The organism is Nonomuraea sp. NPDC048882 (assembly GCF_040649755.1).
GTDB lineage: Bacteria > Actinomycetota > Actinomycetes > Streptosporangiales > Streptosporangiaceae > Nonomuraea > Nonomuraea maheshkhaliensis.
Genome location: NZ_JBEZGB010000010.1, coordinates 111278 through 126166 on the forward strand (window position 1 = coordinate 111278; position 14889 = coordinate 126166).

Annotated in this window: 13 protein-coding genes; 9 read left to right on the forward strand and 4 right to left on the reverse strand. The window is 72.4% G+C overall.

Features of this window, described 5'->3' with window-relative positions; all coding sequences use genetic code 11:
* Positions 1 to 153 precede the first annotated feature (153 nt).
* Positions 154 to 1515: a glutamine synthetase family protein gene (locus AB0C27_RS32510; RefSeq protein WP_357851714.1), complete on the forward strand. Its 1362-nt coding sequence runs from the start codon at positions 154 to 156 to the stop codon at positions 1513 to 1515.
* On the opposite strand, the gene AB0C27_RS32515 is transcribed toward AB0C27_RS32510, so the two are convergent.
* Positions 1497 to 2156, reverse strand: a complete 660-nt coding sequence (locus tag AB0C27_RS32515) for an AAA family ATPase (protein ID WP_357851717.1) — start codon at positions 2154 to 2156, stop codon at positions 1497 to 1499. The genes AB0C27_RS32510 and AB0C27_RS32515 overlap by 19 nt on opposite strands.
* Positions 2157 to 2649: 493 nt before the next feature.
* Here AB0C27_RS32515 and AB0C27_RS32520 point away from each other — a divergent pair, with 493 nt between their 5' ends.
* Positions 2650 to 3363, forward strand: a complete 714-nt coding sequence (locus AB0C27_RS32520; protein WP_357851719.1) for a hypothetical protein — start codon at positions 2650 to 2652, stop codon at positions 3361 to 3363.
* A 63-nt stretch (positions 3364 to 3426) separates the two neighbouring features.
* Here AB0C27_RS32520 and AB0C27_RS32525 read toward each other — a convergent pair whose 3' ends face one another.
* On the reverse strand, positions 3427 to 4287 hold the full coding sequence (locus AB0C27_RS32525) for an alpha/beta hydrolase (protein WP_357851722.1): 861 nt from the start codon (positions 4285 to 4287) through the stop codon (positions 3427 to 3429).
* 53 nt (positions 4288 to 4340) lie between these two features.
* Between AB0C27_RS32525 and AB0C27_RS32530 the strand changes: the two genes are divergently transcribed.
* The gene (locus AB0C27_RS32530; protein ID WP_357851725.1) at positions 4341 to 5024 is read left to right on the forward strand and encodes a type 1 glutamine amidotransferase; all 684 of its coding nucleotides are present in this window, start codon (positions 4341 to 4343) and stop codon (positions 5022 to 5024) included.
* A gap of 4 nt (positions 5025 to 5028) precedes the next feature.
* On the opposite strand, the gene AB0C27_RS32535 is transcribed toward AB0C27_RS32530, so the two are convergent.
* Complete coding sequence (locus tag AB0C27_RS32535; protein WP_357851728.1) at positions 5029 to 5625, reverse strand: HXXEE domain-containing protein; 597 nt, start codon at positions 5623 to 5625, stop codon at positions 5029 to 5031.
* Between the two features lie 82 nt (positions 5626 to 5707).
* On the opposite strand from AB0C27_RS32535, the gene AB0C27_RS32540 reads away from it, so the two are divergent.
* Both AB0C27_RS32540 and AB0C27_RS32545 read left to right on the forward strand, forming a co-directional pair.
* A complete protein-coding gene (locus tag AB0C27_RS32540; protein ID WP_357851731.1) occupies positions 5708 to 8674 on the forward strand; it encodes a bifunctional [glutamine synthetase] adenylyltransferase/[glutamine synthetase]-adenylyl-L-tyrosine phosphorylase in 2967 nt (988 codons plus the stop codon).
* 54 nt (positions 8675 to 8728) lie between these two features.
* Complete coding sequence (locus AB0C27_RS32545; RefSeq protein WP_357851734.1) at positions 8729 to 9739, forward strand: hypothetical protein; 1011 nt, start codon at positions 8729 to 8731, stop codon at positions 9737 to 9739.
* Positions 9740 to 9748: 9 nt separating this feature from the next.
* On the opposite strand, the gene AB0C27_RS32550 is transcribed toward AB0C27_RS32545, so the two are convergent.
* Positions 9749 to 11104, reverse strand: coding sequence for a PLP-dependent aminotransferase family protein (locus AB0C27_RS32550; RefSeq protein WP_357851737.1), 1356 nt, complete (start codon positions 11102 to 11104; stop codon positions 9749 to 9751).
* Between the two features lie 112 nt (positions 11105 to 11216).
* On the opposite strand from AB0C27_RS32550, the gene AB0C27_RS32555 reads away from it, so the two are divergent.
* From AB0C27_RS32555 to AB0C27_RS32570, 4 genes are read left to right on the forward strand one after another with little or no spacing between them, the layout of a single operon-like run.
* Complete coding sequence (locus AB0C27_RS32555; RefSeq protein ID WP_357851740.1) at positions 11217 to 12152, forward strand: hypothetical protein; 936 nt, start codon at positions 11217 to 11219, stop codon at positions 12150 to 12152.
* A complete protein-coding gene (locus tag AB0C27_RS32560; protein WP_357851743.1) occupies positions 12149 to 12961 on the forward strand; it encodes a deaminated glutathione amidase in 813 nt (270 codons plus the stop codon). Before AB0C27_RS32555 ends, AB0C27_RS32560 begins: the two co-directional genes overlap by 4 nt.
* Positions 12954 to 13949 carry an ABC transporter substrate-binding protein gene (locus AB0C27_RS32565; protein ID WP_357851746.1) on the forward strand — a complete coding sequence of 332 codons (996 nt, stop codon included), beginning with the start codon at positions 12954 to 12956 and terminating at the stop codon, positions 13947 to 13949. Before AB0C27_RS32560 ends, AB0C27_RS32565 begins: the two co-directional genes overlap by 8 nt.
* Positions 13946 to 14884, forward strand: a complete 939-nt coding sequence (locus AB0C27_RS32570) for an amino acid ABC transporter permease (protein WP_357851749.1) — start codon at positions 13946 to 13948, stop codon at positions 14882 to 14884. The genes AB0C27_RS32565 and AB0C27_RS32570 overlap by 4 nt, the downstream gene beginning before the upstream one ends.
* The last annotated feature ends 5 nt before the right edge of the window (positions 14885 to 14889 follow it).

Sequence of the window (14889 nt, forward strand, 5' to 3'; positions counted from 1 at the left end):
TGCCTCCCCCGAGACTGACTGCGTGATCACAGTAAGTCGGGGCGGGGGGCTTTGTCAGCGAGGCTCGCACCGGCACCCCCCGTAACGTGTGCGAAACACGGGCACGGCATGCTGGTATATAGCCTGTACTGTCAGTTCAAACGAGGGGATGCTGTGGACCGCCAGCAGGAGTTCGTGCTCCGCACGCTCGAGGAACGCGACATCCGGTTCATCCGGCTGTGGTTCACAGACGTGCTCGGCTTCCTCAAGTCCGTGGCCATCGCGCCGGCCGAGCTCGAAGGGGCCTTCGCCGAGGGCATCGGGTTCGACGGCTCCGCGATCGAGGGCTTCGCCCGGGTCTACGAGTCCGACATGCTGGCCAAGCCCGATCCGGCCACGTTCCAGATCCTGCCCTGGCGCAGCGAGACGCCGGGCGCGGCGCGCATCTTCTGCGACATCCTCATGCCCGACGGCTCACCGTCGCACGCCGACCCGCGCTGGGTGCTCAAACGCACCCTCGCCAAGTGCGCCGACATGGGCTTCACCTTCTACACCCACCCCGAGATCGAGTTCTTCCTGCTGAAGAACCGGCCCGAGCCCGGTGAGCGGCCCGAGCCGATCGACTCCGGCGGCTACTTCGACCACACGCCCCACAGCTCCGGCCACGACTTCCGCCGCCAGGCGATCATGATGCTGGAGTCGATGGGCATCTCCGTCGAGTTCAGCCACCACGAGGGCGCGCCCGGCCAGCAGGAGATCGACCTGCGTTACGCCGACGCGCTCACCACGGCCGACAACATCATGACCTTCCGCCTGGTCATGAAGGAGGTCGCGCTGGAGCAGGGCATCTGGGCCTCGTTCATGCCCAAGCCGTTCACCGAGCACCCCGGCTCCGGCATGCACACGCACATGTCGCTGTTCGAGGGCGACAGAAACGCCTTCTACGAGGCCGGCTCCGACTACCGGCTGTCCAAGATCGGGCGTTCCTTCATCGCCGGCCTGCTCAGGCACGCCGCCGAGATCACGGCCATCACCAACCAGTGGGTCAACTCCTACAAGCGGCTCTGGGGCGGCGCCGAGGCCATCGCGGGCCAGGGCGGCGAGGCCCCCTCCTACGTGTGCTGGGGCCACAACAACCGCTCCGCGCTGGTCAGGGTGCCGATGTACAAGCCGCACAAGGGCGGCTCGACCCGCATCGAGTTCCGCTCGCTCGACTCGGCCTGCAACCCCTACCTGGCCTTCGCGCTGATCCTGGCGGCCGGGCTCAAGGGCATCGAGGAGAGCTACGAGCTGCCCGCCGCCGCCGAGGACAACGTCTGGACCCTGACCAGCGCCGAACGCCGGGCGCTCGGCATCCAGCCGCTGCCCGGCTCGCTCAACGACGCGATCGAGGTCATGGAGCGCAGCGAACTCGTGGCCGAGACGCTGGGCGAGCACGTCTTCGACTTCTTCCTGCGCAACAAGCGCAGCGAGTGGCGCGAATACCGCCGCCACGTGACCGAGTTCGAGCTGGGCCGCTACCTGCCGGTGCTCTGAGGTCTGATCGGGGGCCTGACCGAGGGCGCGATCGGGGGCGCGATCGGGGGCCGCGCGGGCTCGGCCGGGGCCGGCTCGAAGACGATGGCCCGCAGCTGGGCGGCCTGCGCCCGGTCGACGACGCGGGCCCCCGACGCGGGCGCCGGGTCGCCGCTTCTGACCCGGGTCATCAGCAGCTCCCAGCTGCGCCGGTGGCGTGCGAACGTGCGCGGCGCCACCACCCGGCCCCGCTCCCGCTGGCCCGCGAGCGCCGCCTCCGGCGGCGCGTCCAGCAGCAGCAGGTGGAAGTCCGCGCCGTGCCTGCGCGCCAGCCAGGCGAAGCCCCGCAGCACGTACGCCCCGCAGCCCCGGTTGTGGGCGACGACCGAGTGACCCGCGAGCAGGGCCCGCCTGATGCGGCCGACATGGGTGACGAACACCACGGCGCGGCGCAGCGGATAGGGGGCCCAGACGAGCCGGCCGTGCCAGTGGTGCTTCGACTGCGCGGAGTCGATCACCGCGACCGTGCCGGCCATGAGGGGGACGCTCTCGGCGCCGTGCAGCCCGTACAGGCGGCGCAGCAGCGTCGTCTTCCCCGCGCCCGGCAGCCCGGTCAGGATGACCAGGGATCCGGGCGGGAACCGCAACCTCGCCCCCGGCACAGACTCACCCCCGCAACTCGCCTTCTCGTCCGCCCAGCCGCGTCAGCATAAGGCGTGTGCGGTTCCAGCCTCCCCGAGGCGGGCCGCGAACGCGCGCGGAAGCCGATATTCGACCGTTCCGTTCCGGTCACGGCCTCCCTGCGCCGGGTGCCGTGGCGATCGGGACGGGAGTATCGGGGGATTGGTCGCGAGACGTGGGAAACCCCGTTAAGGTACTGCCAACGCCTTGATCGGCCTCACTCCCCGAGCACTTCGGAGTGAGGCCGATTTTCGTTGCTTCTGACCCCCGAGTCACATCCCAGCGATGTGGGACGCCTAGCGTCGTGATGCCCGGGTGAGGGAAGTTCCGAGCCCCTTCGAGGCGTTATGGAGCTGTACGGAGCAACCGCCGGACCCCCACGCCTCCGGGAAACCGGGCGTCCAGTAAAATCGGTCTGCTCTTTATGATATTTCCGGACTTTTCGCCGTGTGTGGCGATATAGGAGGGTGTGGCATGACGACGGCTGCCCTGCAGACCGTGTTGACCGTTCCCGAGCGCTACCGTGGTCCCGTGGGTCTCGCCAACGGCGGGTGGATCGCGGGCACCATGGCCGAGGCGCTGAACGGTGGTCGATCAGCCGTCGAGGTCACCCTCCACGCCCCCACGCCGCTGGAGACCGAGCTGCGGCTGGAACACGTGGCCAACACCGTGTCCCTGTCCCACGGCGACAAGCTGCTGGTCGAGGCCATCCCGGTGGCCGAGGACCTGGAGGGGCCGGCGTTCGTGCCGTTCAACGACGCCGCCCGCGCCGAGGCCGGGTTCGCGGGGCTGAAGGCCCACCCGTTCGCCGAGTGCTTCGCCTGCGGTCTGCGCGAGCCGGGCGACGGCCTGCGCATCTTCCCCGGCCCCGTGGAGGGCACGGACCTGGTCGCGGCCGGCTGGGTGGTGCCGCACACGGTGGCGGGCGAGGACGGCGTGCCCGCCTCGATCGTCGGCGCGGTGCTCGACTGCATCTCCGGCTGGGCCCACTTCGGCCCGGGCGAGAGCGCCCTGCTCGGCCGGCTGGTCGTGCAGATCCACCGCACGGTCCTGCCCGGCGGGCGCTACTCGGTGGTCGCCCGCCCGACCGGCCGCGACGGCCGCAAGATGTTCGGCCAGAGCGCCATCTACGAGGCTGACGGCACCCTGGTCGCCGCCGCGCGCGCCACCTGGATCGCTCCACGCTAGCCCGGACTTCCGAAGGCCCCCGACCGAACGTTGGTCCGGGGCCTTCGCCGTTCCGTGAGGGGGTCACTCGGGGGCGGTGAGGTGGTTCACGACGGTCGCGACGCAGCGTTCGTCGAACAGGATCGTGTAGTGGTTGCAGTCCGGCACCAGCTCGTCGCGCAGCCCGGGCAGCCGGGCGGCCCACGGCAGGGCCAGGTCGTCGGGCAGCAGGCCGGTGTCCTGGTCGAGCAGCCCGCGCGGGGCCCGCAGCAGGCGCAGCGGCGAGGTGATCGCCTCCAGCGCGGCGGCGATCCGGTCCGGCTCCAGGCGCAGCCAGCGCCCGTCCTCCAGCACCGCCTCCCCGACCGCGCGCGAGCGCAGGGCTCCGTCCGGCCCGGTCAGGTCGTAGCGTACGTACGCCTCCACGTCGGCGTTCCAGTTCCCGGCGAAGGCCGGATGCGCCTTGAAGAAGTCCACGTACGCCTCCGCCGACGGATACGTCCGCCGCAGCCGCTCCAGCGCCGGGCCCAGCGTGGCCTCCGTGGCCGCGTCGGCGTCCATCCCCTCGGGCAACGGCGGCAGTGGCAAGCCGCCGTCCACCAGCACGATCCGGGCGAAGTCGCGCCGTGCACCGGCCAGCGCCGCCACGTACGCCCCCATGGAGTGCCCGGTCAGCACCGCGTCGGGGCCCGCCTTGACGTGCTCGGCCACCCGCAGCACGTCCTCGGCGTGCCGGTCGAGCCCGTACGGGCCGGGCAGGGAGGCGCTGTGGCCGCGCCCGCGCAGGTCCATCGCGACCAGGGACCAGCCGTCGGGCAGCCGCCGGCCGACCGCGCCCCAGGCCATCAGCGAGGCGGTGATCCCGTGCACGGCGATGATCTTGCGTGGCCCGGTGCCGAAGGTGGCGATCCGCAGGCCGCCGGCCTCATCGAATTCGACGCTCATGGTCGGAGCTTAGGCGCAGCTCAGCTGGGACGAATAGCCGGATAATGGGTGATATGCGGATCACCGTCATCGAACACGAGGCCGAGGCCGGGCTGGGGTACCTGGCCGGCTGGCTGGGACTGGCCTGCGAGGTCGTGCGGCCGTACCTGGGGGAGGAGGTGCCCGAACGGGCGGCGGACGGGCTGATCGTGCTCGGGGGCGCCGCCGCGGCCTGGGAGGACGAGCGCAGCCCCTGGCAGCCGGCCACCCGCGACCTGCTGCGCCGGGCCGTGGACGACGCCACGCCCACGCTCGCCGTCTGCCTGGGCGCGCAACTGCTCACCATGGCCTGCGGCGGCACGGTGGAGCGCGGGGCGCACGGCGTGGAGGTGGGCGCGCGCGAGGTCGTCGCCCTGCCCGCCGCCGCCTCCGACCGGCTGCTGTCGGGCGTCGGCCGGGCCGTGGCGATCCAGTACCACCAGGACGCCATCACCCGGCTGCCCGAAGGCGCGGTGCCGCTGATGACCGGCGACCCGTACCGGAACCAGGCTTATCGGCTCGGCCCTGCGGCCTGGGCGGTGCAGTTCCACCCCGAGGCCACGCCCGAGATCTTCGCCTCGTGGACGGCAGAGCCGCCCCTGGACACGGCCGAGGAGCTGAACGCCGAGGTCAAGGCCGCCGAGGGCGCGCTGGTGTCGACCTGGCGGCCGGTCGCACGAGCCTTCGCCGACGTCGTCAGAACCTCCGCCCGCGCCTGACGCCTCACCGGAGCCCGCTCCCGGCTTCGGTCCGGCGTCCGCGCGGGAGCCAGGCCCCGCGCCCCCGTTCGTGGCCGTTCTTCCGGTGGCGGCCGGCGAGGGCGTGGGCCAGGATGTGCACGCCGGCCATGATCAGCGGGAGCGCCACCACACCGCCGTACCCCGGCCGCATCGGCACCCCTGATGCCCGGAGTCGCCGCCACGCCCACACCGTGTACGGGAGCACGACGACGGGCGCGGTCGCCGCCCCGGGCGTGTAGCCGCGGAACAGTGCCGCCTGAGCCAGGTGCAGCACCCCGTGCGCGCCGAAGCCGGCCAGTGCCGCCTGGAACACCGCACTGCGTCCGCCCGTGCGCGCCCCGAGTGTCGCCGCCCCCGCCATCACCCCACCCATCAGCCCGATGGCCACGTTCACGTGCCGCTGCGAGACCTCCAGCCGTTCCCACGGCACGCCGGGGAGGCGTTCCTCCAGGCGGGGCCGGGCCGTGCGGGTCCAGCGCGCCATCGTGGCCAGTTCCTCGGCGTCGTGCACCGTCCATGCGGCCAGCAGCCCCCACGCGACCGCCGCCGGCACCCGGCCGGCTGTTTCCCGCTCCGTCATCGATCCCGCCCTTCGCGAAACGCAACGCAACGTTGCGTTCTCATGCTACGGCCGCGCGGGAGAGAGCTGTCAAGATGGAGAGGTGCCCAGGATCGAATCCACCGCCGCGCGGCTCGCCAAGCTCGGCTTCGCCGACGGCGCCAGGGCTGCCCAGCTCGTCCGCCAGTCCGCGGTCGATCTCGACGACGTCCTCGACCAGCTGGTGGACGTCGCCGATCCCGATCTGGCGCTGGCCTCCCTGACCCGGCTCGCCGAGCGCGACCCCGGCGTGCTCGACGCCCTGCGCGCCGACGAAGGGCTCAGGCGCAGGCTGCTGGCCGTGCTCGGTGTCAGCGCCGCGCTCGGCGAGCATCTCGTACGCCACCCCGCCCAGGTCGCGCTCCTGACCGAGCCGCGACTCGGCGGCCCCGGCCCCGAGCTGCTCCGCGCCGTCGGCGCCGTACCGGACGGAGGCACCCGGGAAGCGGCCGCCCCCCAAGGAGCCGCCGCAGATGCGGGCGAGCCGCGGGCCTCGGCGGCGGACGCGCTGGTGGCGTTGCGGGTGGCGTACCGGGGCAGGCTGGCGCACCTGGCCGCCCGCGACCTCACCGGCGAGGCGACGCTGGCGGAGGTCACCTCCGAGCTGTCCGACCTGGCCGGCGCCGCCCTGGAGGCCGCGCTGGCCATCGCGCGGGCCGAGGTCGAGACCGACGACGTCCGCCTCGCCGTCGTCGGCATGGGCAAGTGCGGCGCCAGGGAGCTCAACTACATCAGCGACGTCGACGTGATCTTCGTGGCCGAGCCGAAGGAAGGCGCCGACGAGGCCAAGGCGCTGCGTGCCGCCACCCGCCTGGCCCAGGCGATGATGCGGGCCTGCACCGCGACCACCCCCGAGGGCTCGCTGTGGGAGGTGGACGCCGGGCTGCGCCCCGAGGGCCGAGCGGGGCCGCTGGTGCGCACGCTGGCCAGCCATCTCGCCTACTACCGGCGCTGGGCCAAGACCTGGGAGTTCCAGGCGCTGCTCAAGGCCCGGCCGGTGGCGGGCGATCTGGAGCTGGGCGCCGCCTACGTCGAGGCGGTCAACGAGATGGTGTGGACGGCGGCCACCCGCGAGCACTTCGTCGAGGACGTGCAGGCGATGCGCCGCCGGGTCGAGGCCCACGTGCGCGCCGAGGGCGAACGCCAGCTCAAGCTGGGCCCCGGCGGGCTGCGTGACATCGAGTTCGCGGTGCAGCTGCTGCAGCTCGTGCACGGCAGGCTCGATCCGCTGCTGCGCCGCAGGGCCACGCTTCCCGCGCTGGCCGCGCTGTCGCGGGGCGGCTATGTGGGGCGCGAGGACTCCAAGGGGCTGGCGGAGGCGTACACGTTCCTGCGCCAGGTCGAGCACCTGCTCCAGCTGCACCGGCTGCGGCGCACCCACATCGTGCCCACCGACACCGACGACCTGCGCCGGCTCGGCCGGGCGCTCGGCATGCAGGCCGACCCGGTGGGGGAGTTCACGGCCCGGTGGCGGCGGCACGCGATGGAGGCGCGGCGGCTGCACGAGAAGCTGTTCTACCGGCCGCTGCTGCAGGCCGTGGCGCGGCTGCCGGAGTCGGAGGCGCGGCTGTCCACCACGGCGGCGGCGGCCCGGCTGGAGGCGCTCGGCTACGTCGATCCCAACGGCGCGCTGCGCCACATCGCCGGTCTCGCCTCCGGGGTCTCCAGGCGGGCCGCGATCCAGCGCACGCTGCTGCCCGTCATGCTCGGCTGGTTCGCCGACACGCCCGACCCGGACGCCGCGCTGCTGGGGTTCCGGCAGGTCAGCGACAAGCTCGGCACCACTCCGTGGTATCTGCGGCTGCTGCGCGACGAGACGGCCGTGGCCGCCAGGATGGCCCGCGTGCTCGGCACCAGCCGCTACGCCACCGGCCTGCTCATGCACGCGCCCGAGGCGGTCGCGATCCTGGGCTCCGACGAGGAGCTGGCCGTACGCGGCAAGGAGGCGCTGCTCGGCGAGGCGTCGGCCGCGGTCTCCCGGCACGAGGGCGCCCCGGAGACCGCCGTCGCCGCGGTGCGGGCGCTGCGCCGCAGGGAGCTGTTCCGCACGGCGGTGGCCGACATCTCCGGCCTCATCGACATCGAGACGGTCGGCTGCGCGCTCTCGGAGATCGCCGACGTGACGCTGCAGGCCGCACTGGACGCCGCCCTCGGCCGGGCGGCCGGTCTCACCTCGTTCGCGATCATCGCCATGGGCCGGCTCGGCGGCATGGAGTGCTCCTACGCCAGCGACGCCGACGTCATGTTCGTGCACTCACCGCTGCCCGGCGTGGACGAGCGCGAGGCCACCGACGCCGCCTACGCCGTGGCCAACGAGGTGCGCCGGCTGCTGTCGCTGCCCGCGCCCGACCCGCCCCTGATCATCGACCCCGACCTGCGACCCGAGGGCCGGCAGGGCCCGCTGGTGCGCACGCTGGCCTCCTACCGCGCCTACTACGCGCGCTGGTCGTCGCCGTGGGAGGCGCAGGCGCTGCTGCGGGCCAGGTTCTCGGCGGGTGACGCGCGGCTGGGGGCGGAGTTCACGTCTATGATCGACGAGCTGCGTTACCCGCGCGACGGGCTGCGCGGCGACGCGATCAGGGAGATCAGGCGGCTGAAGGCCCGGATGGAGGCCGAGCGCCTGCCGCGCGGCGCCGACCCCGCGCTGCACACCAAGCTCGGCCCCGGCGGGCTGTCCGACGTGGAATGGGTGGCCCAGCTGCTGCAACTGTGTCACGCCGGCGCGCGGCCGTCCCTGCGCACCACCCGTACGCTGGAGGCGCTGCGCGCGGCGGTGGCGGAGGAGCTGCTCGACCCGGCCGACGAGACGGTGCTGGCCGAGGCCTGGACCTTCGCCTCCCGCGTACGTGACGCGATCATGCTGGTCAAGGGGCGCCCCGGCGACAGCGTGCCGGCCGACTCGGGAGAGCGCAGGCGCATCGCCCAGGCGCTCGGCTACCCGCCCGACGGCTCCGAGGACTTCCTCGACGACTACCGCCGGGTGACGCGGCGGGCCAGGAAGGTCGTGGACAGGGTGTTCTACGGCGCCTGAGCATTGCGGCACCACGCCGCGTGGGTGTATGAATGCGCGGTGTTATCCGTATATGTGGACCTTGCCCTCGGGCTGGTGGTGGCGTTCCTGCTGCTGTCACTGCTGGTGAGCGGGCTCAACGAGGCTTTCGTGCGGGTGTTCGCCATCCGCAGCAAGTTCCTGTGGGCCTACCTCAGGGACACCATGGACGGCGCCGACAAGAAGACCGGGTCGTGGCTGCCGGCCGGTGCGGCCGGCGTGTTCAGCGTGCTGCCGTTCCTGCGCGACCCGCGCCCCACGCACAGCAGCGACCCGTCACCGGCCAAGGCCGGGGAGGTGCCCGAGGCCGGAACCGGACGCGCCATGATGAACCTGCTCTACGAGCGGGTCCGCGAGATCGACCACGCCAAGCGCGGCAAGACCAGCATCGCCGACATCCCGCCCGCGCGCTTCGCGATGGCCGTCATGGAGCTGGCCGCCGCCGGAGACGGCGACATGCGGCAGTTCCTGGACGGTCTGCGGAAGATCGACAGCCCCCTGTACGGGCACCTCAAGGGCGTGTGGGAGAGTGCCCAGGGCGACCTCGACCGGTTCAGGCAGGGCGTGGAGAGCTGGTTCGACGGGGAGATGCAGCGGCTGTCCATGCTGTACAAGCGCTACGTCAAGTGGGTGGTGGCGGCGCTCGGCATCGTGGTGACGCTGCTGTTCAGCATGGACGGGCTGGAGTACGCCAAGACGCTGCTGCGCGACAACGCCTACCGCGCCTCGGTGACGGCGGTGGCCGGGCCTGAGGCGTACGACCAGTTGCAGGCGAAGTGTCAGGGGGGCGATCCGGTGCCGTGCGTCACCGAGGTGCTCAGCGAGCCGGCCCTGGTCAAGCTGGTGGGGCAGGCGATGGTCAGCGTGTCGATCCCGGCCGAGGGCGCCCCGAGCGTGCACGCGAACTTCGCCGTCTGGTGGGAGCGGGTCAGCACGCCGAGCCACTGGCCCGGGTTCCTGCTGACGTACGTGGCGCTGCTGTTCGGGGCGCCGTTCTGGTGGGATGTGTTCCGGCGCATCACGGGGATCAAGACCAAGCGCTCATGAGCCGGGCGTTCATGGCGACGGGCTGACCCGGTCACCGCCCGTGGCGGCCAGGGCGATCACGTCGGCCAGCGCGGACAGATCGTCCGGGTCGTCGGTGAGCCGGGCCGTGGCCAGCCGCAGGTGGTGGCGTTGCGGGGGGCCGATCACGTAGCGGCTGCCCGGCGCGACCGAGATCCCGTGGGCGGCCAGCGTGACCAGGGCCGCCGGTTCGTCGCGTACCGGCACCCACAGCGCCAGTCCGTCCCCGCCGCCGGTCCGGACGCCGCGTGCGGCCAGCTCGGCGGCCAGGCGGGCGCGGCGGCGCGCGTACACCTCGCGGGCGTGCGCCACCCGTGAGCGCACGTCCGCGTCGCCGAGCAGGTGGGCCAGCGTGTCCTGCAGGATCCTGCTGGTCCAGCCGGTGCCGAAGCTGCGCAGCACGCGAACCCGCTCCACCGCGTCCGCCGCCCCACCGATGACGGCGATGCGCAGGTCGGGGCCGTGCGACTTGGAGTACGAGCGGACCAGCACCGTACGGTCGGGGAAGCGGGCGCCCAGGCTCACCATCGGCGAGACCGACAGCTCGCCCATCCCGTCGTCCTCGACGATGAGCGTCTTGGCCGGCTCCAGCAGCGCCGCCAGCTCCGCCGAGCGCTCCCGCGTCACCGCGTGGCCGCAGGGCGACTGGCCGCGCGGCTGGTAGACGAACGCCACCGGCCTGGCCCGCAGCGCCTGCGCCAGCGCGGCGGGGATCGGGCCGTGCTCGTCGCAGGCGACCGGGATGATCTGCGCGCCGGTCCGCTCCAGGATGTCCAGGAGCCTGGCCCCGGTGGGCTCCTCGATCGCGATCCGGTCGCCCGGCAGGGCCGTGGTCTGGCAGAGCAGCTGGACGCCCTCGTACCCGCCGCCGACGGCCAGCCAGCCGCGCGCGGGGAAGGGCCAGTCCGGCTCGACGGCGGCGCGCAGGCGGGGCGTGATCGTCTCGCGGGCGTAGTCGTTGAGGCCCTGCGCGCCGGCCGCCGCCGCCAGCGCGGCCTCCAGCGGCGGCAGCAGCGCCGTGTCGGGGGAGGCGATGGTCAGATCGATGGCCAGGCGGTCGCCCCAGTGGCCGAGACGCTCGTACCGGATCGGGCGGGGCACGTCGGGCGGGCCGAGCACGACCGTGCCGCGCCGCCGGTCGGTGCGGATCATGCCGTGGCGGCGCAGCTCCGACCAGGCCTCGGCCACCGTTCCCGAGCTGACGCCGAGCTCCCTGGCCAGGCCGCGGACCGTCGGCAGGCGGGTCTGCGCCGTCACCGTGCCCTCCCTGATCAGGTCGGTGAGCGCGGCGGCGATGCCGCGCGCGCTCGGGTCGCCGATCTGCCGCGCCAGCCAAGCGACGTCCACTTTGTCCCCCTGTAAATCTTTGTTCAGCAACAAAGATCTTCTTGTGTGGCTTCGTCCCTGAACATATTGTTTCGGGAAATCAATCGCAATTCGTGGCTGTTTGGGGGATTTGGTGGCGAAGATTCGCCTCGCCGTGCGGGACTGGGACCATCTCGTGCCGGTCGTGACAGGGGCCGTGCGGCCCGAAGGGTTCGAGCTGGACCTCGACTCCCGCGCCGTCACGCCGGACGTGCTCCAGGAGCCCGGCCTCGACGGGGGCGAGACGTCCTTCAGCCGGTACGTGCTCGGCCGCGCCTCGGGCGACGACCGGCTCGTGGGGCTGCCGGTCTTCGTGATGCGCGGCTTCCGGCACCGGTGCGTCCTCGTACGGAGCGACAGCGAGCTGACCTCGCTGGAGGAGCTCAAGGGCGCCAGGATCGGCCTCACCGGCTGGCCCGACTCGGGCAACACCTGGACCAGGGCGCTGCTGCGCGAGGCGGGCGTCGATCTCGCCGGCATCACCTGGACGGTCGGCCCCCTCGTGGCGGGCGAGACCGGCAAGGACCGGATCGGGCCGGTGCCGTTCCCCGACAACGTCTCCGTGACCGGGGACGGCCTGGCAGAAGGGCTCGCGGACGGCCACTACGACGCGATCATGACGCCGTTCATGCCGGAGGAGTTCTTCACCCCCGGCAGCCGCTTCCGCCACCTGCTGCCCGACCACCGCGCCGCCGAGCTGGCCTACTACCAGCGGACCGGCTTCGTGCCCGGCATCCACCTGGTGACGCTCAAGCGCGAGAGCGTCGAGCGCCACCCGTGGCTGCCGCAGGCCGTGACGGAGCTGTTCGAGCGCTCCAAGCGGCACTGGGTGCTGCGCCGGCGGCTGCTCGCCGACACCACGCCGTGGCTGCTCGCCGAGCTCGCCGGCACCGCCGAGACCTTCGGCCGGGACTGGATGCCGTACGACGCCGCCCAGAACGCCCCCATGGTCGCCGCCTTCTGCGAGGAGCTGCACGCCCAGGGGATCTCCCACCGCCGGATCGAAGCCGAGGAGGTTTTCGCCGCATGAAGACCCAGCTGAGAATCGCCGTCGGACAGTTCGCCTCCGCGGAGGACTGGAACGACAACCTCAAGACCTGCCACGAGCTCATCGACGCGGCCGCGGCCGGCGGGGCCGACCTGCTGGTCCTGCCCGAGGGCGCGCTCTCCCTCTTCGTGGACGAGCCCGCCCGCATCCGCGAGGCCGCCCAGCCGCTGGACGGGCCGTTCGTCAGGGGCCTGGTCGAGCGCACGCGCGGCTCCTCGACCACCGTGATCGCCGGCGTGCACGTGCCGGAGGCGGACGGCCGGGTGTCGAACGTCCTCGTCGCCGCCAGGGACGGCGAGATCGTCGCCACGTACGTGAAACTGCACCTGTACGACGCCTTCGGCCGCCGCGAGTCCGACAACGTCGTCCCCGGCGCGAACGCGCCCGTCGTGATCGACTGCGCCGGCTGGAAGGTCGGCCTGATGACCTGCTACGACGTGCGCTTCCCCGAGCTGGCCCGGCTGCTGGCCGACCAGGGCGCCCAGGTGCTCGCGCTGCCCGCCGCGTGGGTGCGCGGCCCGGCCAAGGAATGGCACTGGGAGGTCATGGTCACCGCCCGCGCCCTGGAGAACACCTGCTACGTGGCCGCCTCCGGCGAGTGCGGCCGGCGCAACATCGGCGCCAGCATGATCGTCGACCCGCTCGGCATCACCCGCGCCCGCCTGGGCGACGCGCCGGGGCTGCTCTGGGCCGACGCCGACGCGGGCGAGCTCGCCGGTGCCCGCCGCACCCTGCCCGTCCTCGACAACCGGCGCTTCGCCGTGGACCCGCGATTGGAGCGACATGCCTGATCACGACCTGCCCCAGCGTCCCGTGCGAGGACGCGTCAAGGGGAGTGCCGCCCGCAGGAGCGGCACCACCGCTCTAGCCGCCGCCGTGTCCGCGGCCGTGCTCGCGCTGGCCGGATGCGGCGCCAACCCGGAGGAGGCCGAGGGGGTGCTGAACTCCCAGGAGCCCGCCGGTCCCGGCGCCGCCGCCCAGAGCAAGGACCAGAGCCTGCACGATCGGCTGCCCGACAAGGTCAAGCAGTCCGGCAAGCTGGTGTCGGTCAACAACGGCTCGTTCCCGCCGTACGAGATCGCCGGGGCCGACGGCAGGTCGCTGACCGGCGCCGCCGCCGACATGTCCGAGGCGCTCGGCCAGGTGCTCGGCGTCAAGATCGAGCACGTCACCGTGGACGGCCTGCCCAGCTTGCTCACCGGCATCGCCTCCGGCCGCTACGACTTCGCCATCGGCCCCGTGGGCGACTTCCGCGACCGGCAGAAGGCCAACGACTTCGTCGACTGGGTCAAGGAGTACGTCGTCTTCGCCGTGCCCGCCGGCAATCCGGACAAGATCGGCTCGGTCGCCGACACGTGCGGGCTGAAGATCTCGGTCATGGCCGGTGGCTCCGCCGAGAGCGTGATCAAGGGCCAGTCCGCCACGTGCGAGAAGCAAGGCAAGCCGAAGATCACCGTGCAGTCGTACAAGGACCAGCCGACCTCGGTGCTGGCGGTCAGCTCGGGGCGGGCCGACGCGTTCTTCTCCTCCCAGGCGCCGCTCACCTACTTCGTGGACCAGGCCGGCGGAAAGCTGGAGCTGGCCGGCAAGGGGCAGGCCAACGGGTTCGACGACCTCTACCAGGGGGCCGTGGTGGCCAAGGACTCGCCGCTGCGTGACGTGCTCAGGGACGGCTTCCAGAAGCTCATCGAGAACGGCACGTACGACAAGATCATGGACAAGTGGGGCACCTCCGACAACAAGCTGGACCAGGCCGGCGTGAACCTGGCCACGTCATGACCCGCACGGACCAGACGACTGTTGTCAGCGTCCTGCCCGAGATCGACGTCGCGGGCGCCGCGCGCACCCGCCACCCGCTGCGCTGGGTCGCCTCGATCGTGCTGCTCGTGCTGGCCGCGCAGCTCGTCAGCCTGCTGGTCACCAACCCCAACTTCCAGTGGGACGTGGTCGGCCGCTACGTCAACGCGCAGCTCATCGGCCAGGGCATCGCCACCACGCTGCTGCTCACCGTGATCGCCATGGCCGTGGGCGTCGTGCTGGGCGTGCTGCTGGCCATCGGCCGGCTGTCGGAGAACCCGGTGGCGCGCGGCGCGTGCGGGCTCTACGTCTGGTTCTTCCGGGGCACGCCGGTGCTGGTGCAGCTCGTGCTCTGGTATAACCTGTCGTACCTGCTGCCGGAGATCTCCTTCGGTGTCCCGTTCGGCCCCGAGTTCGTCGCCGCCGACACCAACGCGCTCATCACCCCGCTGCTCGCGGCCATCCTCGGCCTCGGGCTCAACGAGGGCGCGTACATGGCGGAGATCATCCGCGGCGGCCTCATGTCGGTGGACCCCGGCCAGAGCGAGGCCGCCGCCGCGCTCGGCATGAGCGACGCGCGCACCTTCCGCAGGATCGTGCTGCCCCAGGCGATGCGCTTCATCATCCCGCCGACCGGCAGCCAGGTCATCAGCATGCTGAAGGCCACGTCGCTGGTCAGCGTCATCGCGCTGGCCGACCTGCTCTACACCGTGCAGTCCATCTACAACCGCACCTTCCAGACCATCCCGCTGCTGATCGTGGCGTGCGTCTGGTATCTGGTGATCACCTCGATCCTGTACGTCGGCCAGTCGTTCATCGAGCGCCACTACGCCCGCGGCGCGACCAGGCACGCCCCGCAGGGCTTCTGGGCGTTCGCGGCCTTCCGGCGGCGCCGTACCCCGGAGGTGACCTCGTGAGCAGC